18 protein-coding genes are annotated in these 19,808 nt (G+C 71.0%); 13 read left to right on the top strand and 5 right to left on the bottom strand.

Annotated features, from left to right (window positions below):
* Positions 1 to 14 precede the first annotated feature (14 nt).
* Positions 15 to 803 carry a GntR family transcriptional regulator gene (locus QSJ97_RS23155; RefSeq protein ID WP_285674788.1) on the bottom strand — a complete coding sequence of 263 codons (789 nt, stop codon included), beginning with the start codon at positions 801 to 803 and terminating at the stop codon, positions 15 to 17.
* A gap of 150 nt (positions 804 to 953) precedes the next feature.
* Between QSJ97_RS23155 and QSJ97_RS23150 the strand changes: the two genes are divergently transcribed.
* The 6 genes from QSJ97_RS23150 to QSJ97_RS23125 all read left to right on the top strand — a co-directional run bounded on the left by QSJ97_RS23150 (position 954) and on the right by QSJ97_RS23125 (position 7,375).
* Positions 954 to 1,946 (top strand): TRAP transporter substrate-binding protein, encoded by a 993-nt coding sequence (locus QSJ97_RS23150; protein WP_285674786.1) that lies wholly within the window; start codon positions 954 to 956, stop codon positions 1,944 to 1,946.
* Between the two features lie 91 nt (positions 1,947 to 2,037).
* Positions 2,038 to 2,529 carry a TRAP transporter small permease gene (locus QSJ97_RS23145; protein ID WP_285674785.1) on the top strand — a complete coding sequence of 164 codons (492 nt, stop codon included), beginning with the start codon at positions 2,038 to 2,040 and terminating at the stop codon, positions 2,527 to 2,529.
* 3 nt (positions 2,530 to 2,532) lie between these two features.
* Positions 2,533 to 3,828 carry a TRAP transporter large permease gene (locus QSJ97_RS23140; RefSeq protein ID WP_285674784.1) on the top strand — a complete coding sequence of 432 codons (1,296 nt, stop codon included), beginning with the start codon at positions 2,533 to 2,535 and terminating at the stop codon, positions 3,826 to 3,828.
* A 25-nt stretch (positions 3,829 to 3,853) separates the two neighbouring features.
* On the top strand, positions 3,854 to 5,080 hold the full coding sequence (locus tag QSJ97_RS23135) for an aconitase X (RefSeq protein WP_285674783.1): 1,227 nt from the start codon (positions 3,854 to 3,856) through the stop codon (positions 5,078 to 5,080).
* Positions 5,080 to 5,493, top strand: coding sequence for an aconitase X swivel domain-containing protein (locus QSJ97_RS23130; RefSeq protein WP_285674782.1), 414 nt, complete (start codon positions 5,080 to 5,082; stop codon positions 5,491 to 5,493). The genes QSJ97_RS23135 and QSJ97_RS23130 overlap by 1 nt, the downstream gene beginning before the upstream one ends.
* 88 nt (positions 5,494 to 5,581) lie before the next feature.
* The gene (locus QSJ97_RS23125) at positions 5,582 to 7,375 is read left to right on the top strand and encodes a SulP family inorganic anion transporter (RefSeq protein ID WP_285674781.1); all 1,794 of its coding nucleotides are present in this window, start codon (positions 5,582 to 5,584) and stop codon (positions 7,373 to 7,375) included.
* Between the two features lie 6 nt (positions 7,376 to 7,381).
* Here the strand turns inward: QSJ97_RS23125 and QSJ97_RS23120 are convergent, their stop codons facing one another.
* Entirely contained in the window at positions 7,382 to 8,083 is a 702-nt protein-coding gene (locus QSJ97_RS23120; RefSeq protein WP_285674780.1) for an SDR family NAD(P)-dependent oxidoreductase, read from the bottom strand.
* Entirely contained in the window at positions 8,083 to 8,799 is a 717-nt protein-coding gene (locus QSJ97_RS23115) for a GntR family transcriptional regulator (RefSeq protein ID WP_285674779.1), read from the bottom strand. The genes QSJ97_RS23120 and QSJ97_RS23115 overlap by 1 nt, the downstream gene beginning before the upstream one ends.
* 116 nt (positions 8,800 to 8,915) lie before the next feature.
* Here QSJ97_RS23115 and QSJ97_RS23110 point away from each other — a divergent pair, with 116 nt between their 5' ends.
* From QSJ97_RS23110 to QSJ97_RS23085, 6 genes are read left to right on the top strand one after another with little or no spacing between them, the layout of a single operon-like run.
* A complete protein-coding gene (locus QSJ97_RS23110) occupies positions 8,916 to 9,425 on the top strand; it encodes a TRAP transporter small permease (RefSeq protein WP_285674778.1) in 510 nt (169 codons plus the stop codon).
* A gap of 1 nt (position 9,426) precedes the next feature.
* On the top strand, positions 9,427 to 10,716 hold the full coding sequence (locus QSJ97_RS23105) for a TRAP transporter large permease (protein ID WP_285674777.1): 1,290 nt from the start codon (positions 9,427 to 9,429) through the stop codon (positions 10,714 to 10,716).
* Positions 10,717 to 10,736: 20 nt separating this feature from the next.
* Positions 10,737 to 11,750: a DctP family TRAP transporter solute-binding subunit gene (locus tag QSJ97_RS23100; RefSeq protein WP_285674776.1), complete on the top strand. Its 1,014-nt coding sequence runs from the start codon at positions 10,737 to 10,739 to the stop codon at positions 11,748 to 11,750.
* Between the two features lie 10 nt (positions 11,751 to 11,760).
* Entirely contained in the window at positions 11,761 to 12,756 is a 996-nt protein-coding gene (locus QSJ97_RS23095; RefSeq protein ID WP_285674775.1) for a C-terminal binding protein, read from the top strand.
* A 2-nt stretch (positions 12,757 to 12,758) separates the two neighbouring features.
* The gene (locus QSJ97_RS23090) at positions 12,759 to 13,460 is read left to right on the top strand and encodes an SDR family NAD(P)-dependent oxidoreductase (RefSeq protein WP_285674774.1); all 702 of its coding nucleotides are present in this window, start codon (positions 12,759 to 12,761) and stop codon (positions 13,458 to 13,460) included.
* Between the two features lie 11 nt (positions 13,461 to 13,471).
* Positions 13,472 to 13,999 carry a 2,4'-dihydroxyacetophenone dioxygenase family protein gene (locus QSJ97_RS23085; protein ID WP_285674773.1) on the top strand — a complete coding sequence of 176 codons (528 nt, stop codon included), beginning with the start codon at positions 13,472 to 13,474 and terminating at the stop codon, positions 13,997 to 13,999.
* Positions 14,000 to 14,011: 12 nt separating this feature from the next.
* Here the strand turns inward: QSJ97_RS23085 and QSJ97_RS23080 are convergent, their stop codons facing one another.
* Both QSJ97_RS23080 and QSJ97_RS23075 read right to left on the bottom strand, forming a co-directional pair.
* A complete protein-coding gene (locus tag QSJ97_RS23080; protein ID WP_285674772.1) occupies positions 14,012 to 14,950 on the bottom strand; it encodes a glycosyltransferase in 939 nt (312 codons plus the stop codon).
* A gap of 169 nt (positions 14,951 to 15,119) precedes the next feature.
* A complete protein-coding gene (locus tag QSJ97_RS23075) occupies positions 15,120 to 18,245 on the bottom strand; it encodes a hypothetical protein (protein ID WP_285674770.1) in 3,126 nt (1,041 codons plus the stop codon).
* A 622-nt stretch (positions 18,246 to 18,867) separates the two neighbouring features.
* On the opposite strand from QSJ97_RS23075, the gene QSJ97_RS23070 reads away from it, so the two are divergent.
* A partial coding sequence (locus QSJ97_RS23070) for a glycosyltransferase family 2 protein (RefSeq protein ID WP_285674769.1) occupies positions 18,868 to 19,808 on the top strand: 941 nt, incomplete at its 3' end.

Genomic DNA, 19,808 nt, shown 5'->3' with positions numbered 1-19,808 from the left:
GCTAGGCCGCCCGCTCAGGTCTTGGTGGCGAAGCCGAGATCGAGCTCGCCCTCGTCGAGCGGCAGGTGGAAATCCTGATAGTAGTTCGCCTCGCCATTGAGCGCGAGCGCCACCCCCGAGAGCACCGGCACCGCGCCGCCCGGCCCGTTGCTGACATGCGGCGCCACATGCGGCGGCGGCACCGCGAAGCGCAGCCGCTGGCGGATCCGGTGGAACGGGATCCGGTGCGCCTTCGCCAGCATCCGCTTGAAGTTGATGCCGTCGAGCTGCGCGAGCGCGATCTGCTCGAGATCCGGGAACCGGCCCTCGAGCGCGTAGAACTCGGAATAGATCTCGATGCGCTGGTCGACGGTGAAGATCCGGTCGATCTTGACGACGCGGCCCGCGCCCTGCCCCAGCGGCTCCGACCAGGGCCCGCGATCGGTGATCAGCCGGCGCGCCACCACCCGGGTCTCGACCGGGTAATAGGGCAGGCCCGACCCGCTCGGATCGACATAGCGGATATGCCAGGGATCGGCGATGCGCGGGCCGACATCGGCGACCACCGAGCCGCTGCCGCGCCGGCGCTCGATCAGCCCCTCGTCGGACAGCGCCCGCAGCGCGCGCTGCACGGTGCCGAGACTGCAGGGGGTGACCTGCACCAGCTCGGCCTCGGTAGGCAGGCGGGTGCCCGGCTTCCAGAACCCGTCGGATATCGAATCCGCGAAGGCCAGCCGCAGCCGCTCATGCTTCGGAAGATGCTCCTCCTCCGACCAGTAGCGCCGCACGAACTCGGCCGCGAGCTCGTCTGCTGCATCTCCCATCTTCGTTGCATTCCAATCCGTTGCGCGCGCCCGGGGTGGCACGCATCACAATAACACGGAAACCGCTTGACGGCGCAAGATTACTATAATGTAATTGCTATATAGCAATCGGCCCGGGATATCAGACACGGGCACCACGGGAGGAAACCGATGAAGATGAGGAAGATGCTCGCCGCCGCGGGGGTCATCGCGATCGCCTGCGCCGGCGCCGCCAGCGCCGCCGAACGCCTGTCGCTCTCGACCTGGGGCAGCCCGAAGCACTACCAGGTCGCCGAGTTCGTGCCGCTGTTCGAGGAGAAGCTGAAGGAGAAGTCGGGCGGCGAGTTCCGGCTGCGCAGCTTCGAGGGCGGCGAGATGGTCAAGCAGCAGTTCGTCTCCAGCGCCGTGCCCCAGGGCACCGTCGACATCTCGCTGACCACGCTAGACAACTGGTCCGGCCGGATCGCCGATGTCGGCATCCTCACCACCCCGCTCTGGAACAAGTCGATGGAGTGGACGCTGGACAACCTGCGCCCGGGCTCGCCGATCTTCGAGTATTTCGACGCCAGGCTGCGCGAGGAGGGGGCGATGCTGATCGCGCTCTTCGACATCGGCCCGCCGGTGGTCTCGGCGAACTTCCAGGTGACCGGCCCCGAGAGCTTCGAGGGCAAGGCGATCCGGGTCTATTCCAAGGGCTCGGGCGAGGTGATCCAGACCCTAGGCGCGGCGCCGACGATCATGGGCGTGGGCGATGTCTATTCGGCGCTGCAGCGCGGCACGGTGCAGGGCGCGCTCGGCGGGCTCGGCGGCGCGGTCGGCCTCAAGCACTACGAGGTGACCGACGTGATGTTCGTGCCGAACGGCGTGATGGGCACGCTGATCCATGCCTATGTGATGAACCTCGAGCGCTTCGAGAAGCTCTCGCCGGAGCTGCAGACGGCGCTGATGGAGGCCGCCGGCGAGGCGCGTGATCACATGCAGCAGTTTGCCATCGACAAGCTCAGCACGCTGCTCGACGTGGTGCGCGAGAACGGCAACGAGGTGGTCGTGGTCGAGCCCGGCAGCCCGCTCTGGCAGAGCTTTGCCAAGAAGCTCGAGCCGCTCTCCGAGGCTGCCAAGTCGGCCTATTCGCCGGAGGTCCAGGCGCTGGTCGCCGCCGACTGAGCCCGGCACGACCCGGTGGGCCGGCCCGCGCCGGCCCCTCCTCCGCAGCACCGATCCGCCCAACCCCAGCCGCCGCAAGGAGGTGTGCGCAATGCTTCCGCTCGCCCGCTTCATCGGCAAGGCGATGACCGCGATCTCGATCGCGCTGATGGCCCTGCTCTGCCTGCCCGTCGCCTACGAGGCGATCGCCCGATCCTTCGGGGCCCCGACGATCTGGGTCTTCGAGACGACGCTCTATGCCTTCATCTTCCTCGGCTTTCTCGGCAATGCGCTGGCGGTGCAGACCAACGCGCATTTCCGGGTGACGCTGCTGCCGGACATGTTCCCCGGAACCCGCCCCTTCTTCGACCGGCTGTCGCAGGTCGCGACGCTGCTCTTCGCGGTGCTGATCATCGCCTCGGGCTTCTATTTCGTCTGGTACCAGATCGAGAACGAGATCGTCTCGGCGACGCTGCTCGAGGTGCCGCTCTGGATCCCGGCGCTGGCGATCCCGCTCGGCGGCATCGGCCTCTTCCTGCAGACCCTCGTGCAGCTCGTCACCGGCGAGATCGCCGACGAGGCGCACAGCGTGGTGGGGGACTGAGCCATGCTGGAGGATTTCATCTACGACTATGCCGGCTACATCGCCATCGCGCTGCTGTTCCTGTGCATGGCGCTGTCGATCCCGGTCTTCGTCTCGATGGGGATCGCGGCCTTCGTCGCGGCGCTGCTGATCGAGGACCCGCTGCACGCCTTCCGCAGCTTCATCAACATCTCCTGGCAGGGTGCCTCGATCTTCGAGCTGGTGGCGCTGCCGCTGTTCATCTTTACCGGCACGATCATGCAGCGCACCGATGCCGGGCGCGACCTCTTCGAGGTGACCAAGGCCTGGGCCGGCTCGATCCCCAACTCGCTCGGCGTCGCGACCATCGTCGCCTGCGGCATCTTCGCGGCGATCTCGGGCTCCTCGGTGGCCACCGCGGCGACGGTGGGGCTGGTGGCGATCCCGCTGCTGCTGGAGGAGAAATACGGCGAATCGCGCGCCGGCGGCTTCGTTGCCGGCGGCGGCACCCTCGGCATCATCATCCCGCCCTCGATCCCGCTGATCCTCTACGGCGTGATCACCGAGACCTCGATCGGCCAGCTCTTCATCGGCGGCGTGGTGCCGGGGATCATCATGATGGGCCTGTTCACCACCTATGTGCTGTTCTCGCGGCCGCGGGTGCAGGTGGCGCACAGCATCCCGCCGGGCGCGCGCTGGGCGATCACGCTGCGCTCGGCCGGGGTGGTCCTGCTGCCGGTGGTGATCATCGCGGCGATCTATACCGGCATCTTCACCCCCACCGAGGTCGGCGCGCTCTCGGTGCTCTACGTGGTGGCGCTCGGCCTCGTGCAGGGGCGGCTGACCTTCGCCAAGCTCAAGGGCGCGGCCTATGTCGCCACCGCCACCACCAGCATGCTCTTCATGCTGATCGTGTTCGGGCAGTACTTCGCCCATTTCCTGACCTTCGAGCAGGTGCCGCAGTCGATCGCCAAGGCGATCATCGAGAATGCCAGCGGGGTCTATGCCGTCACGCTGATGATCCTGGCCTATGTCGTGCTCGGCATGTTCCTCGAGAGCGCGGCGATGCTGCTGATCTCGATCCCGATCTTCTTCCCGGTGGCGATGGAGCTCGGCATGGACCCGATCGCCTTCGGCATCTTCGCGGCGATCGCCATGGAGATCGCGCAGATCTCGCCGCCGATCGGGGTCAACCTGTTCACCATCCACGGGATCTCGCGGATCGATCTCTGGAAGCTGGCGCGCGGCGCCCTGCCCTTCCTGCTGATCCAGATCGCGATGCTCTACGTCGTCTACTTCTTCCCCGAGATCGTCACCTGGCTCCCCAACCAGATGAAGTGATCCCGCTCACCAGAGAGGCAGAAAGATGAAACTCAACGATGAAGAAAAGGCCATGCTGGCGGGTGAGATGGGTCCCGCGAAGCAATGGGCCATCGACCACCAGATGAAGGTCGGGCGGGTGTTCGACGCCGAGGACCTGGTGCCGGTCTCGCAGGCGCACATGATGTGCGACCCGGAGGCCGCCGGCGAGGCCGGGGCGGCCTTCCTCGAGGGCCTGGCCGACAAGGGCGCGCGGGTCGCCGTCCCCACCATCACCGACCCGCGCGGCGTCGATCTCACGCATTACATGCCGCTCGGCCAGACCGAGGAGATGGCCGCCCTGCAGCGCCGGCTGATCGATGCCAACACCCGGATGGGCATCCTCAGCACCGACACCTGCATCAACTACCAGACCATCATGCCACCGGTGCGCGGCGAGCACGTCGCCTATGGCGATACCGGCGTGGTGATCTATTCCAACTCGGCCTGCGGCGCGCGCTCCAACTTCGAGGGCGGCCCCTCGGCGCTGGCGGCGGGGCTGACCGGGCGCACCCCGCGCTACGGCTTCCATCTCGACGCGAACCGCCGCGCCACCCGCCGCTTCCGGGTCAGCGAGCAGCCCAAGGGGCTGACCGACTGGGGCCTGCTCGGCGCCGTCGCCGGCAAGACCGCCGGCTCCTACTGGGCGGTGCCGGTGATCGAGGGGCTGGAGGTGACGCCGACCTCCGACGAGATGAAGCATCTCGGCGCCGCGATGGCGAGCTACGGCTCGACCGCGCTGTTCCATCTCGCCGGGATCACCCCGGAGGCGCAGAAGCTGGCCGATGTCGGCGGCGAGGCCCTGCCGGTGGAGCATCTCGACCAGGACATGATGAACGCCATGCGCTCGCGCTTCGGCGCCAGGGGCGACAAGCCCGACGTGGTGGTCTTCGCCGCGCCGCAGCTCAGCATCGTCGAGATGAGCCAGGTGGCGGCGCTCTGCGAGGGCCGGCGCTTCAAGGTGCCGCTCTTCGCCTGCACCGCGCCGCAGGTCTATCCCGACGCGGTGCGCATGGGCTTCGTCGAGAAGATCGAGGCGGCCGGCGGCAAGGTGCTGGTCGGCACCTGCTTCTACCAGCAGTTCGCCCGCGAGATCGGCGAGGCCAACGGCTGGACGCGCCTGCTCTCGAACTCGGCGAAGATCGTCAACATTCTCGGCGGCTACGGCTACCAGCCGGCGCTCGCCTCCATGGAAGACTGCGTGGCTTCGGCCGAAGCGGGGGAGATCCTGTGATGAAGGTTCTGAAATGCCATGTCGGCATCGGGCAGAAGGTCGAGGCCGAGGCGCTGGTGGCCAAGGACAATTTCTCGGCGCGCTACGATCTCGACCGGATCAAGGGCGTGTTCTCGCGGCCCGACCATGCTCTTGCCGGGCAGAGCTATGACGGCAGGATCCTGGTCTTCGACACCGCCAAGGGCGGCGTCGCCTCGGCCTGGATGCTGCACGAGATGAAGGGCCGCGGCATCGCCCCGGCGGCGATCCTGTTCAACCGCGCCAACACCATCCTGGCGCAGGGCGCGGCGCTGGCCGACATGACCATGTGCGACCGCTTCGAGGACGGCGACGTGACCGACCTGATCCGCACCGGCGACCGCATCGTCGTCGATCCGGAGGCCGGCGAGGTCACCATCCTGAACCGCGACTGACCCCGGCGGACGGCACACGCCCGCCGCCGCCCCGGCCGGTGCACGCCCGCGTGCGCCGGCATCGCCTTCCCGACAGGGGATCGCACCCATGGACATGCTCCGCACCATCGCCGCGGGCGCGCGGCACAGCCTCGCCGCCGTCTTCGCCCGCCCCGACTGGTTCTCCCGCGTCACCCCGGTCACCCTGCGCCGCGACCTGCTGGCCGGGCTGACCGGCGCCACCATCGTGCTGCCGCAGGGCGTCGCCTTTGCAGCGATCGCCGGGCTGCCGCCGGAATACGGCTTCTACACCGCGCTGATCACGCCGGTGGTGGCGGGGCTGCTCGGCTCCTCCTGGCACGCGGTCTCGGGGCCGACCACGGCGATCTCGGCGCTGGTCTTCGGCGCGCTCTCGGGGCTCTACGCGCCCGGCAGCCCGGAATTCCTCTCGGCCGCGGTCACGCTGGCGCTGCTGGTCGGGCTGATGCAGCTGATGCTCGGCCTGGCGCGGCTCGGGGTGCTGGTCAGCTTCGTCTCGCATTCGGTGATGATCGGCTTCGTCACCGCCGCGGCGCTGCTGATCGCGCTCAGCCAGCTGCGCCACGCGCTCGGGCTGGAACTGCCGCGGCCCGAGCATCTCGACGCCTTCTTCCCCGCGCTGATCCGCGGCATCGGCGAGACCGACCCGGCCTCCGCCGCCATCGCCGCGCTGTCGCTGGCCAGCGCCGTGCTGATCAAGCGCTGGCGCCCCGGCTGGCCGAACTACCTGATCGCGCTGGCGCTCGGCACCGGGGCCTATGTCGCGCTCGGGCCGGCGGCGGCGGGGGTCGCCACGGTCGGGCGCATCGACACCGTGATCCCCGCCTTCGCGCTGCCCCCGGTGAGCCCCGAGCGGATCGGCGCGCTGGTCTCGCCGGCCTTCGCCATCGCGCTGGTCGGGCTGCTCGAGGCGATGTCGATCAGCCGCGCCATCGCGCTGCGCTCGGGCCAGGACATCGACGCCAACCGCGAGTTCACCGGCCAGGGCATGTCGAACATCGCCGGCAGCTTCTTCAGCTGCTATCCGGGCTCGGCATCCTTCACCCGCAGCGGCGTCAACTACGAGGCCGGCGCCGAGACGCCGCTCGCCGCGATCTTCGCCGCCGGCTTCCTGTTCCTGATCCTGCTGCTGGTGGCGCCCTGGTTCGCGGTGGTGCCGATTCCGGCGATGGCCGGGGTGATCCTGGTGGTGGCCTGGCGGCTGGTCGACACCCGCGAGGTGCTGCACATCCTCAAGCAGTCCAAGGGAGAGACCGCGATCGCCGCGATCACCTTCCTCGCGGCGCTCTTCATCGAGCTCGAGTTCTCGATCTATTGCGGGGTGATCCTGTCGATCCTGCTGTTCGTCGACCGCTCCTCGAAGCCGCGCCTGAGCATGGGGATGCCGGACCCGGCGCGGCGCTCGCGCTCGTTCCGCCCGGTCGCCGAGACCGGCCAGCCGGTCTGCCCGCAGCTCGGCATCGTCGGGCTCGACGGGCCGCTGTTCTTCGGCTCGGTCGATGCGGTGCGGCGCGAGTTCCGCCAGATCGAGGCGCGGCTGCCGGGGCAGACCCACCTGATCTTCAACATCCGCGGCGTCGGCCAGATCGACCTGCCGGCGGCCGAGCTGCTGATCGAGGAGGCGGAGCGCCGCCGGGCGCGCGGCGGCGCGCTCTACCTGCAGACCAAGATCCCCCGCACCATCGCCCAGCTGCGGCGCTTCGGCGTCACCGACCATGTCGGCGGCGGCCGGGTGCATCCCTACAAGAGCGACGCCATCGCCCATGCCATCACCTGCCTCGACCGCCGGATCTGCGCCACCTGCAGCGTGCGCGCCTTCCACGACTGCCCGCCGGCGCCGGAGCCGGGGCCGGAACCGGGCTGAGGCGGCTCAGGCGTGCAGCCAGCCGCCGTCGACATCCACCGTGGTGCCGGTGACGAAATCGTTCTCGATCAGGAACTGGATCGCCTGGGCGCATTCGTCCGCCGTGCCGGCGCGCGGGATCAGGTGCCCGGCGGTCAGCTCGCGGTAGAAGGCCTCCCGCGCCGCGCCCTCGAGCGGCGACATCGGCGTGTCGATCATCCCGGGCGAGACCGCGTTGAGCCGGATCGGCGCGATCTCCGCCGCCACCGCGCGGACGAACTGCTCGACCGCGCCGCCGACCGCGCCGAGCGCCACCTGCCCCGGCTTGGTGCGCCGCGCCGGGGCGCCGCTGACCAGCACGATGCTGCCGATGCCGGAGAGATGCGCGGCGCCGTGGCGGACGACATTGGCATAGCCCCAGAGCTTGTCGAAGGAGGCGCGGAAGCCGTCCATCTCCATCTCGAGGAAGGGCCCGATCGCCCGGTCGCCGCCGGTCGCGGCGCTGACCAGGATGTCGATCGGCGCCAGCTCGGCGAGGAGCGCCGCCAGCGCCGCCTCGTCGCGCACGTCGCATCTGCGCAGCGCGATCCCGGGCAGCGCCCCGGCCCTCTCCGGGTTGCGGCTGACGGCGATTACCTCCGCCCCGCCGGCGGCGAGCCGCCGGCAGGTCGCGAGCCCGATCCCCGAGGTGCCGCCGAAAACCACGGCCTTCTTCCCTGCGATATCCATCAGTGTCCCCTTCTTGCCGTTCTGCTCCGGGCGGCCGGCGCATGACCGGCGGCGGTTTCGGTCGCGGTCGAGGAGAGGCTCCAGTAGGAGCCCTCCTTGCGGCCGATATGCGCGATCAGCAGCGCCTCGGCCGCGGCGACATCCCCCTCGGCGATCAGCGCGGTGATCCGCCCGTGCTCGTCGAAGGACTTGGCCATGTGGTCCGGATGGTCGCCGAGCCGGTTGCGCAGCGCCGCCATGCGCGGCGCGATGGTCTGGTAGGCCTGCGCCAGATAGGCGTTGCCGGCGCCGTCGATCAGCGCCTGGTGGAAGGCCGCGTCGAGCCCGAGATAGCCCCGGTCGTCGCCGCCCGCGCGCGCCGCCGCCATCTTCGCCACGATCCGGCCGAGCGCCGCCGCGAGGCCCGCCCGGTCGTGCTCGGAGGCGAGCCGCAGGCCGCCGGTCTCGAGCACCACGCGCACGTCGCAGATCGCCGAGAGCTCGGCCAGCGAGACGGTGAACACGAAGGTACCGCGCTGCGGCTCGCTGCGCACCAGCCCCTCGAGCTCGAGCCGCGCGAAGGCCTCGCGCACCGGGGTGCGGCTGACCTCGAGCTTCTGCGCGATCAGCGCCTCGGACAGCGCCTGGCCGAAGGCCAGCTCGCCGGAGATGATCTCCCGCCGCAGCTGGTCGGCGACGAGTTCGGTGAGCGAGCGCGGTCGGGCGAGGCGTTTCATGCCTTCCTGTTTAGCGCGGGATCGCGCAAAGGTCCAGCACACTGGCATACTGAATGTCAGTTATTGACACTCTGTATGCCAGTATGCCAGCTTCCGCAAAACGAGGGAGGACAAGCGTGCCAGAGAGCCGCGACGAAAGCCGCGCCGAGCGGATCTTCACCGAGGCGAACCGGGTGCTGATCGCGCTCGTGCTCGCCGCCGTGTTCCTGATCGTCTTCGCCAACGTGCTCGGGCGCTATGCGCTCGGCACCTCGATCCCCTGGGCCGAGGAGGTCGCGCGGCACCTGATGGTGTTCGGCGCCTTCGCCGGGGCCGGGCTGGCGCTGCGCGAGGGCAAGCTGGTGGCGATCGACGTGCTGCTGGAGCGGGTGCCGGCGCTGCGCCGGCCGCTGCGCTGGGGCGCGGTGCTGCTGATGGCCGCCTTCATGGGCCTGCTGCTCTGGTACGGCGCGATGTTCGTCGGGTTCGGCTGGAACAAGGAGACCATGGCGACCCAGATGCCCCGCGGCATCCCCTATCTCGCGATCCCGGTCGGCGCGGCGCTGTTCCTCGTGCATCTCGCGCTGTTCGCCCGGCGCTACGTGCGCGCCGAGTTCGCCCCCGACCATGCCGAGGGGGACGACTGAGATGATGGGCAAGACCCTCGTCATCCTCTTTGTCGCGACGCTGGTGCTCGGCGTGCCGGTGGCCTTCACCATGGGCATCGCCGGGCTCGCCGCGATCCTCGCCGACGGCACGCTGAACCCGCTGATCGCGATGCAGCGGATGTTCGGCGGGATCGACAGCTTCCCGCTGATGGCGGTGCCGTTCTTCGTGCTCGCCGCCGAGCTGATGACCGCCTGCGGGCTGACCGCGGCGCTGCTGCGCTTTGCCGATGCGCTGGTCGGCCATCTCAAGGGCGGGCTCGGCCATGTCAACGTGCTGGTCTCGATGCTGTTCGCCGGGATCTCCGGCTCGGCGCTGGCGGATGCGGCGGGGCCCGGCGCCATCGTACTGCGGATGATGCGCCGCGCCGGCTATGACGAGAACTATGCCGGGGCGCTCTCGGCGGCGACGGCGACCATCGGGCCGATCGTGCCGCCCTCGATCCTGATGGTGATCTACGCGATCTCCGACAACCGGGTGACGGTGGCCGGGCTGTTCCTCGCCGGGCTGGTGCCGGGGCTGCTGCTCGGCCTGGCGCTGGCGCTGACCAACCACGTCGTCTCGGTGCGCAACGGCTATCGCGGCCGCGAGAGCCGCGCCGCCGGGCCGGAGATCGCCGCCGCCTTCTACGGCGCGCTGCCGGCGCTGCTGATGCCGGGGATCATCCTCGGCGGCATCCTCGGCGGGGTCTTCACCGCCACCGAGGCCGGCGCCGTGGCGGTGGCCTATGCGCTGCTGCTCGGGCTGGCGCGCCGGGCGCTGGGGCTCTCGCGGCTGCTGGCGGTGTTCGCGCGGGCGGCGACGATCACCTCCTCGGTGCTGCTGATCGTCGCCATGGCCTCGGTGTTCGGCTGGCTGCTGACCTATCTGCGCATCCCGCAGGAGCTCGCCGCCTGGCTCGCCGGGCTGACCGACGACCGGCTGACGGTGCTGTTCCTGCTGGCCGGCTTCGCGCTGGTCTGCGGGCTGGTGATCGACACCCTGCCGGCGCTGATCATCCTGACCCCGGTGCTCGGGCCGATCGCGCACCAGTTCGGCATCGACCCGCTGCATTTCGCGATGATGCTGGTGCTCAACCTCACCATCGGGCTGGTCACGCCGCCGGTGGGCCCGGTGCTGTTCGTGATCGCGACCGTCGGCAGGCTGCGGCTCGAGCGGCTGTCGCGGGCGATCCTGCCGCTGCTGGCGGCCGAGCTGTTCGTGCTGCTGCTCATCATCCTGTTTCCGGAGCTGAGCACGACCGTCCCGCGCATCTTCGGATACGCAAACTGACAACAAACGGGAGGAAGACGATGAACACCCTGAAGACCCTGCTCGCCTCGGCCGCCGCCGCCGCGATGCTCTCCGCCGCCGGCGCCGCCGGCGCCAAGGAGCTGCGCTATGCGCATTTCCAGGCCGCCGATCTCTCCTCGCCCAAGCATGCCGCGGCGCTCGCCTTCGAGGGCTGCGTCGAGGCCAAGACCTCGGGTGCCATCGATGTCCAGATCTACCCCGCCAGCCAGCTCGGCAACGGCGCCGAGATCCTCGAGGGGCTGCAGCTCGGCTCGGTGCAGATGGGGGTGGTGCATGACGGGCCGATCTCGGCCACCTACAAGCCGTTCTCGGTGCTCGCCCTGCCCTATCTCTTCGACGACCAGGCCATGGCCTGGAGCATCGTCGACGGCCCCTTCGGCGAGGCGCTGTTCGAGGACATGCGCGCGCAGACCGGGATCCGCGTCTTCGCCCTCGCCGACAACGGCGTGCGCAACTTCACCAACTCGAAGCGCGCGATCGCCAGCCCGGACGACATGGAGGGGCTGAAGATGCGGGTGATGACCGCGCCGGTCTGGGTCAGGCTGGTCGAGAGCCTCGGCGCCTCGGCGACCCCGGTGGCCTGGCCGGAGCTGCCCGGCGCGCTGCAGCAGGGCGTGGTCGACGGCCAGGAGAACGGCGTCACCAACATCCTCAACGCCTCGCTCTACCAGCACCAGAGCCACGTCACCCTCGATGGCCACGTGTTCTCCTGGCACGCCTACATGATGAACGACGCCTTCTTCGAGAGCCTGGAGCCGGCGGAGCAGACTGCCATCGAGCAATGCGTGGTGATCGCCAAGACCATCCACCGCGGCATGACCGCGGCGCAGGACGCCAACGCCACCACCCTGCTCGCCGAGAAGGGGCTGACGGTGACGCCGCTCTCGCCCGAGCAGAAGGCCGCCTTCCGGGCGCTGGCGCAGCCGGCGGTGCGGGAGTTCATCGTCGGCGAGATCGGCGAGGAATGGCCGGACCGGCTCGACGCCGCGGTCGACGCCTACCGGGCCCAGTGAGGCGGCGCCGATGACCGAAGCAGGCAATCCGCCGGTCGTCGCGCTGCTCGAGCCCGGCTATGCCGACCATGCGGCGGAGCGGGCGGCGATCGCCCCGCTCGGGCTGGCGCTGCTGCCGGTGCCGGCGGCGGCGGATGCCGCGGCGGTGCTGGCCGGGCGCGAGGTGCGCGCGATCCTGGTGCGCGAGCGCCGGGTGGATGCGCGGCTGATGGATGCCTGCCCCGGGCTGCGCTGCGTGCAGCGCTATGGCGTGGGGGTCGACAATGTCGATCTCCCCGCCGCCACGGCGCGGCGCATCGCCGTCTGCAACATCCCCGACTACGGCGCCGCGCAGGAGGTCAGCGACCATGCGGTGGCGCTCTATCTCGCGGTGGCGCGGCGCATCGTCAGCCGCGACGGCGAGGTGCGCCGCGGGATCTGGGGGGTGGACCAGGCGCAGCCGGTGCCGGGCCATCGCGGCGCGGTGCTGGGGCTGGTCGGCTTCGGCCGGATCGCACGGGCGGCCTGGGCGCGGTTCCGCGCCCTCGGCTTCGCCCGGGCGCTGGTCTCCGACCCGGCACTCGGCGCGGCGGAGGCGGCGGCGCACGGCGTGGAGCCCGCGCCGCTCGAGCGGATCTTCGCCGAGGCCGACGCGGTCAGCCTGCATGCCCCGCTCACCGCGGCGACGCGGCACATCGTCGATGCCGCGATGCTGGCCCGCATGAAGCCGACCGCGGTGCTGGTGAACGCCAGCCGCGGCGGGCTGATCGACGAGCCGGCGCTGGCCGCGGCGCTGCACGAGGGGCGGCTCTTCGGCGCCGGGATCGACGTCTTCGAGACCGAGCCCCCGGCGCCGGACAACCCGCTGCTCGGCGCGCCGAACACCGTGCTGACGGACCATGCCGGCTGGTATTCCGAGGCCTCGGTGCGGGCGCTGCAGCAGCACGCCGCCGAGGGGCTGCGCCGGGCGCTCTCCGGCGAGACGCCGCAGAACTGGGTCAATCCATGGCCGGAAGGAGGAGCATGACGATGAAACGCGCACTGGTCACCGGCGGCACCGGGGGCATCGGCTTCGGCGTCGCCTCGGTGCTCGCCGCGGCGGGCTGGTCGGTGATCGCCACCGGGGTCTCCGAGGCCGAGGTCGCCGCCTGCCCCGGGGCCCCCGGCATCGAGCCGCGCCGGCTCGACGTGACCGATGACGGCGCGGTGGCGGCGCTGGTCGCCGGGCTCGACCGGCTCGACGGGCTGGTCAACTGCGCCGGCACGCTGCTGCGCGGGCAGGAATACGACCTCGCGGTGTTCGAGAAGGTGATCGCGGTCAACCTCACCGGCACCATGCGGATGTGCCTCGCCTGCCATCCGCTGCTGGCCGCGAGCGGCGGCGCGATCGTCAACACCGCCTCGATGCTGAGCTTCTTCGGCGGGCCGCTGGTGCCGGCCTATTCCGCCTCGAAGGGCGGCGTCGCGCAGCTCACCAAGGCGCTGGCCGGGAAATGGGCGGCCGACGGCATCCGCGTCAACGCCGTCGCGCCGGGCTGGATCGAGACCGGGATGACCGCCGGCCTGCGCGAGGACAGGGCGCGCGAGGCGGCGATCCTCGGGCGCACCCCGCAGGGCCGCTGGGGCCAGCCGGCGGAGGTCGGCGAGCTGGTCGCCTGGCTGCTCGGCGACAAGGCGACGTTCGTGACCGGCACGGTGATGCCGGTCGATGGCGGCTATGCCGCGATGTGATGGAGGCGCAGATGCCACTCGAAGCCAAGGACGACGACAAGATGATGCCCTACCAGCTGCCGTTTCCGGCGGATGCGCTGGAGGAGATCGTCGTGCCGCAGGCGGTGCCGGAGGACGAGCGCCTCTGGGTGCCGCAGGCGGAGAATGTCTGGTTCCGCCCGCTCTGCCTGAACCGCAGCCAGGGCTACTGGATGAACCTCCTGCGCGTGCGCAAGGCCGGGGTGCTGTCGCGCCACCGCCACCCGCAGGCGGTGCACGGGCTCGTGCTCAAGGGGCGCTGGCGCTATCTCGAGCATGACTGGGTGGCCGAGACCGGCTCCTATGTCTACGAGCCGCCGGGCGAGACCCACACGCTGGTGGTGCCCGAGGATGTCGAGGAGATGATCACCTTCTTCCAGGTGAACGGCGTGATGTACTACGTCGACCCCTGGGGCAAGCCGCTCGGCTACGAGGACGTGTTCTCGAAGATCGAGCTCTGCCGCGCGCACTACGAGAGCGTCGGCCTCGGCGCGGATTACGTGGACCGGTTCATCCGCTAGCCCTGCCGCGGCTCAGGCCAGCAGCAGGAAGGCGAGCTTGCGCTCGGGGGTCGGCGGCAGCCCGCCCGAGCGCAGGCCGCGCCAGAGCTTCAGCGGCCAGACCGCGCCCTCCATGGCGACGAACATCGCCAGCCGGCGCCGCTCCGGCTCCGGCATCGCGTCGCCGTGCAGCGCGAGAAACGCCCGCGCCTGCGCGATGTAGCGCCGGTAGACCCGGCGCTGGCGCCCGAGATTGCCGGCCAGCGCCCCGGCCCGGCGCAGGTAGCGGCCGGCCGGATAGGCCCGCCCGCCGCCCGAGACATTGCCGGAATGGCGGATATAGGTGAGCCGCGCGCCCTCGAGATAGCGCGTGGCGGCGAACTGCGCGGCGACCAGCTCGACCCAGCAGTCGTACTGGATCGCCTCCGCCGGGATCGGCAGCGCGCGCGCGCGCAGCGCCGCGTTGAGCAGCATCGAGCTGCCGGCCGCCACCGGATAGGCGAGGAAGCTGGCGAAGCCGCGCACCCGCCGCGGCTGCACCCCCTGATGCTCCCAGAACGAGGCGGCGAGCGCGCGGCCGGTCTCGTCGACGACGCGCCGGTCGGTCACCACCAGCGCCGGCCGGCCGGGCGGGTGCCCGGCCTCCAGCGCCTGCATGGCGCGTATCGCGGTCTCCAGCTTGTCCGGGTCCCAGATGTCGTCCTGGTCGCAGAAGCCGCAATAGGGCGCGTCGGACTGCGCCAGCAGCGCGGCAAAATTGCCGAGGGTGCGCAGGTTGCCGCGGTCGTCGCGCAGGATCGTCACCCGGCCGGGATGCGCCGCGGCGAAGGCCTCGACCAGCGCCACGGTCCCGTCGGTGGAGCCGTCGTCGCGCACCAGGAGATGCCAGCCGGGATAGGTCTGCGCCGCCAGCGAGGCGAGCTGGCGCCCGATCCGCGCGGCGCCGTTGTAGGTGGCGAGCAGGATGTCCACCCGGGGCTCCGTCTGCGGAGCACCGTCGGCGGCAGGGGGCGGAGCGTCGGACATCCTGGGCGGTCCCTCGTCAGGCGCGCCCTCTCGCGGGCGGGGCGCCCCTTCCAAGCAGAGATCGCCCGGGCTTGCAAGAACGGGCGCCCCCGGCGGGCGGGCGCCCGCGCGCGGCTCAGAACTGCATCTTCAGCCTGTTGCCGCCGAAGCGGGCATCGAAATAGCCCATCTCCTGCCGGCGCAGGATCGCCGGGTCATCGACCATCAGCCCGCCATAGAAATGCCCGGTGAAGAGGCCGCGGAACATCTGCACCGGATGGCTCGTGGCATCGGCCAGATCGGTCGGCGTGCCGGGCGAGAAGGTGCCGCTGTGCCGGTCGAAGCTGTAGCCGTGGTCGCCGGCGGAAACCGAGGCGCCGAAGCGCAGGCTGTGCAGGTGCGGATCGGCCCACATCGCCGCCCAGTCGGCCTGGTAGATGTTGTCGATCGACGAGACCCCGTAATGCGGCGCGTCGTTCGCATAGACCGCGATCTTCCTGGTGGCGCCCGAGATGTTGAGCGCCCACTCCACCCCGGCGCCGTTGCTGCGGTAGAGGAAGCTCTGCGTGTTGCCGAGCACCGGGGCGAGATCGCTGGCGGCCCACTGGAACAGCAGCCCGGCGGCGCTGTGGCCGGTGTCGGTGACGAGGGCGCCGCCGCTCGGGATCTCGAGGTAGTAGGCCCCCGCCGCATTCTGCCGGAGCACCGGATGGACGGTGCCGAGGGCGCCGTCATGGACCCAGTCGATCTGCCCGCGCTGGCCGCTGATGCGCTCGACCTGGTCGCCCACCGAGGGCGTGCCGCCGCCGAGCCGGACGCAAGCATCCGGCTCGATGATCCACCAGTCGCCGGTCTCGCCGCTGGCGAAGCGCTCTGCCGGGGTCCAGGGCCGGGCCATGATGAAATCGTCGATGCGCGGGCGCTGCGCCAGCGGCAGGCCCATGCCGCCCTCATGCGCCGACCTGATGCGCGGCGCGCCCTTCCAGAGCTCGCGCTCGTTGCGCAGCGCGCGGCCGAAGCAGAGCTGCGCCCCGGTCCAGTAGAACAGCTCGGTGCCGGCCTCCCATTCGGTGCCGTCGGCCTTGGTGATGTGGATGATGCCGGCGGCGGCGTCGGCAATGGTGGCCACGCCCGCGCTGCGGCTCGGATGGGTCTCGGAGGGCTCCCAGGTGTGGAAGCCCTGCACCGGGCTCTCGCTCGCATGGGGCGTCTCGCCGCGCTCGATCCATTCGGTGGTGAGATCCCCGGCAGCGCCTTGCTTGTCGACCGTGACGATGATGGTCCTGTTGTCGCCGCTCATCGTGACCGTGCCGATATACGGGTCCGCCTGCACCGTCTCGCCGGCCCAGCGCGCCAGGGTGACGACATTGCGCCGGCAGGCCCGCTCCTGCGAGGCGTCGCCGTCGGCATGGCCGCCGTCGAGCTTGCGGTCGCCCTGCATCGAGCCGAACAGATAACCCTTCTCGGCGGCATAGTCCTGCCAGAGCTCGCCCGCCGTCCAGGGCGCGCTGCGGCGCTCGCCGGTGGCGATCGGCGTGGCGAAGATGACGTCGAAATCCTGCGTCCAGGTCGGGTAGGTGGCGCTCGGGAAGTTGAGCGCGGCGCCGTCGGCGCGGGCGAGGATGATGCCGGCGCCGGGCGGGAACGGGTCGCCGTCGCGCAGGTAGCGGGCATAGGGGCTGCCGAGGCCGTCGATCAGATGGTCGAGATCCGCGCGGGTGTTGACCGAGACCTCCCAGTTGATCAGATGCGCCGAGACGGCGGCGCCGACGAGATCGGTGCTGCGCGTCACGTCCGACCATTGCCACTGCGTGTTGGCATCGTCGAGCAGCGCGGTATGGCCGGCGCCGTGGACGCTGACATCGATCACCATGCAGGGCGTGCTGCTCCAGAGGCCCCATTCCTCCGCGGCGCCGGCCCAGTTGACCGGGCACGGCGCGGCATCGTCGATCACCCGCACGACGACATTGCCGGAGCCCGGCTCGTTGAAGTCGACGAGCGACATCACCACCGAGAACGGCCCGGCGCCGGCGGGCTGGCGGGTCGCCGCGCTGCCGTTCCAGGAGGTGCCGACATTGGACTGCCCGACCAGCGTGAAGACATGGCCGGCGCCGCAGCGGGCGCGGCTGCGCTGCACCATGGCGGGCATGTCGCGGGGCCGCACCTCGACATGGCCCCAGCCATCGGTGAACAGCATGCGCAGGATGCTGCCCGACCAGGCACCGCCGGAGATCGTCGAGCCGGGGATCTCGGCCCAGTCCTGGATCACCGAGCCGTCCGCCCTGAGGGTGCGCAGCTCGACCGGGCCGCTCACCCCGCTGGCGCTGCCCGACAGCGCGACGAAGGCCACCGCCTCGCCGGGCAGCGCGCCCCAGACCGTGCCGTCCTGGATGGTGGCGAGCGAGAAGGTGTTGCCCGCATCATGCGCCGGCACGATGTCGGAGCCCGGACGGAACGCCGCCGCGCCGCCCTTGGTCCAGTCCGGCAGGACATCGCCGGTGGCCCAGGACGCCGCCGGAAAGCTCGTCGCCTCGTGGTCGGTCAGCTCGCGGGCGAAGCGCCAGCTTGCCGCCGTCCCCGCCGTGTCCGCTCCGGCACCGGCCGAGATCGCGGCAAGTTCGCCATCCGCGAGCGCGCCGTCGTGATAGCCGAGAAAGCGGATGCTGCCGGTGAAGCCGTTGCCGGCGGTGTCCGGCGTCATGCTCGCATCGAGACCGGGCAGACCGACGAGCAGCCCCCCCGCCGCGATCGCTCCGCCGGCATGGCTGACGGGGCCGGTGGCGCCGCCCGCAAGCTTGACGCCCTCGGAGAAGACGTCGATCGAGAGCGCCCCGCCCGAGGACCGGACCGCCACCGTCAGGCGCTGCTCGTCGCCGGGCAGGTCGTATTGCAGCGTTGCCGTCCCGGCGGCGCTGCGCAGCGTGAAATGGAGCCGGTTGCCGGCGCCGTCGAACAGCCGCTCGCCGTCGAGCGCGATGGCCCCGGCCTCGGCCGGCGCCGGGTCGGCGGTGTTGCCGAAGATGGTGAAGCGCTCCGCCGCCGCATAGCCATAGGCCGCCCAGGGCACCTCGATCACCGCGACGAGCGCGCCATCGGCGGCGAGATAGGGGTCCGTCCCGGTCGCCGCCTCGAGATAGGCATGCTCCCCCGGCACGACGCCGCGATTGCCGGTGGGCATGGCGAGCGAGCCGCTCTCGACATGCGGGCCGGAGCCGTTGAGCGGCGGGGTCGCCGCGCTGACAATTCCCAGTATCAAGCTCATGGCGGGGACCTCTGGTCTGTTTGGCCGCGCAGTGGGCGCGACGCCTAGTCGGCAGCCGGGGCTCCGGCTGTCAAGCGTCGCACGCATGCCGGCGCGATGGACAGGATTGCTGCTCTGGGGCGATCTCTCTGCCTGGCGGCGATGGCCGCCGGGGCGTGGCGACTGGCGACTGTGCCGGGAATGTCTTGAATTTTCGTAAATTTTGCACGGATCGGGCCGAAAACCCGTTCTCGCGCGGCGGCGGTAGCGCAGCGGCGCGGGCCGCCGCCCTGCCCGGCCGCGCCCGCGGAGCCGCCCGGGCCGCCGGCGCGGCGGGGGATTTTCCGGTCACGGTAAGGACATCGCAAGGATTTCGGCCGATGCTCCGGCTGATGACCACCCCGGTGCCGTCTGCCGCACAGCCCGCGTCCCGCCGCGCCTCCCGCTGCGCTGCCTGCGGGCCGGCGCCTGCCCGCCCGCCGGGGCCGCGCCTCTGCCCGCCTGCGGTCGCGCCCCAGCGCGCCGGCCCCGAACACGCCGCAAACCGCCATGCAGCGGCGCCAAATACGCCGCGAGCCCTTGACCGGGGCGCCGGATCGCACAAGGACTGGGCCGGGATCCATCGCCGGGAGGGAGCAGCACCATGAGCACGAGCGCCGCGCCGCGCTTCTCGGTCCTCTGCTCGGCCTACAACGCCGAGGCGACCCTCGAGGCGACGGTGGCGAGCGTCCTCGCCCAGTCCTGCGGCGATTTCGAGCTGCTGATCACCGATGACGGCAGCACCGACGGCACCCTCGCGCTCGCCCGGCGGCTGGCGGCCGGCGATCCGCGGATCCGCGTCCTGGCGCAGGACAACGCCGGCAAGTCGGTGGCGATGAACGCGATGATCGCCGCAGCGCGCGGCGCGATCCTGGTGATGCAGGACGCCGACGATCTCAGCCCGCCGGAGCGGCTCGCCGTGCTGGCCGGGCGTTTCGACGCGCGGCCCGAGCTCGGCCTCGCGCTGTCGGGCTATGCGCTGCTCTGGCACGGGCACGTGGTGGCGCCGCGGGTGCAGGAGAAATCCCCGGCCGACTGTGCCGCCGAGATCGCGCAGATGCGCAGCCCCGGCCACGATGCCACCATCGCCGTGCGCCGGGAGATCGCCGCCGGTTTCGGCTTCGAGCCGGCGCTGCGCACCTGCCAGGGGATGGATTTCATCCTGCGTGTTGGCGAGGCGCATCCGATGGAAGTGATCGGCCGCTGCCTACTGCACTACCGGATCTCGATGACCTCCAACACCCGGGCCCAGGCCGAGCGGCGGGCCCGCATGATCAAGCTCGCCCATGACCGGGCGCGGACCCGGCGCGGCCTGGCGCTCTACAGCTGGGAGGCCTTCGACACCAATGTCGGCGCCCTCGCCCGCGACCCGCACAACCAGTTGCACGCCCATTTCACCGACAGCGCCTTCCTGCAGATGATGGCGGGCGACCGGCGCGGCGCGCTCGCCACCGCGCTGTTCGGGCTGCGCCACCTGCCCTGGCGGCGCGACAGCCTGAAACCGGTGGTCTATGCGCTGGCCCCCCGGGCGCTGGCGCGGCGCCT

The organism is Paralimibaculum aggregatum (genome assembly GCF_030270585.1).
Lineage (GTDB): Bacteria > Pseudomonadota > Alphaproteobacteria > Rhodobacterales > Rhodobacteraceae > Thermohalobaculum > Thermohalobaculum aggregatum.
Note: the sequence above shows the minus strand (reverse complement) of the source record. Positions and strands in the feature narration are given on the sequence as shown.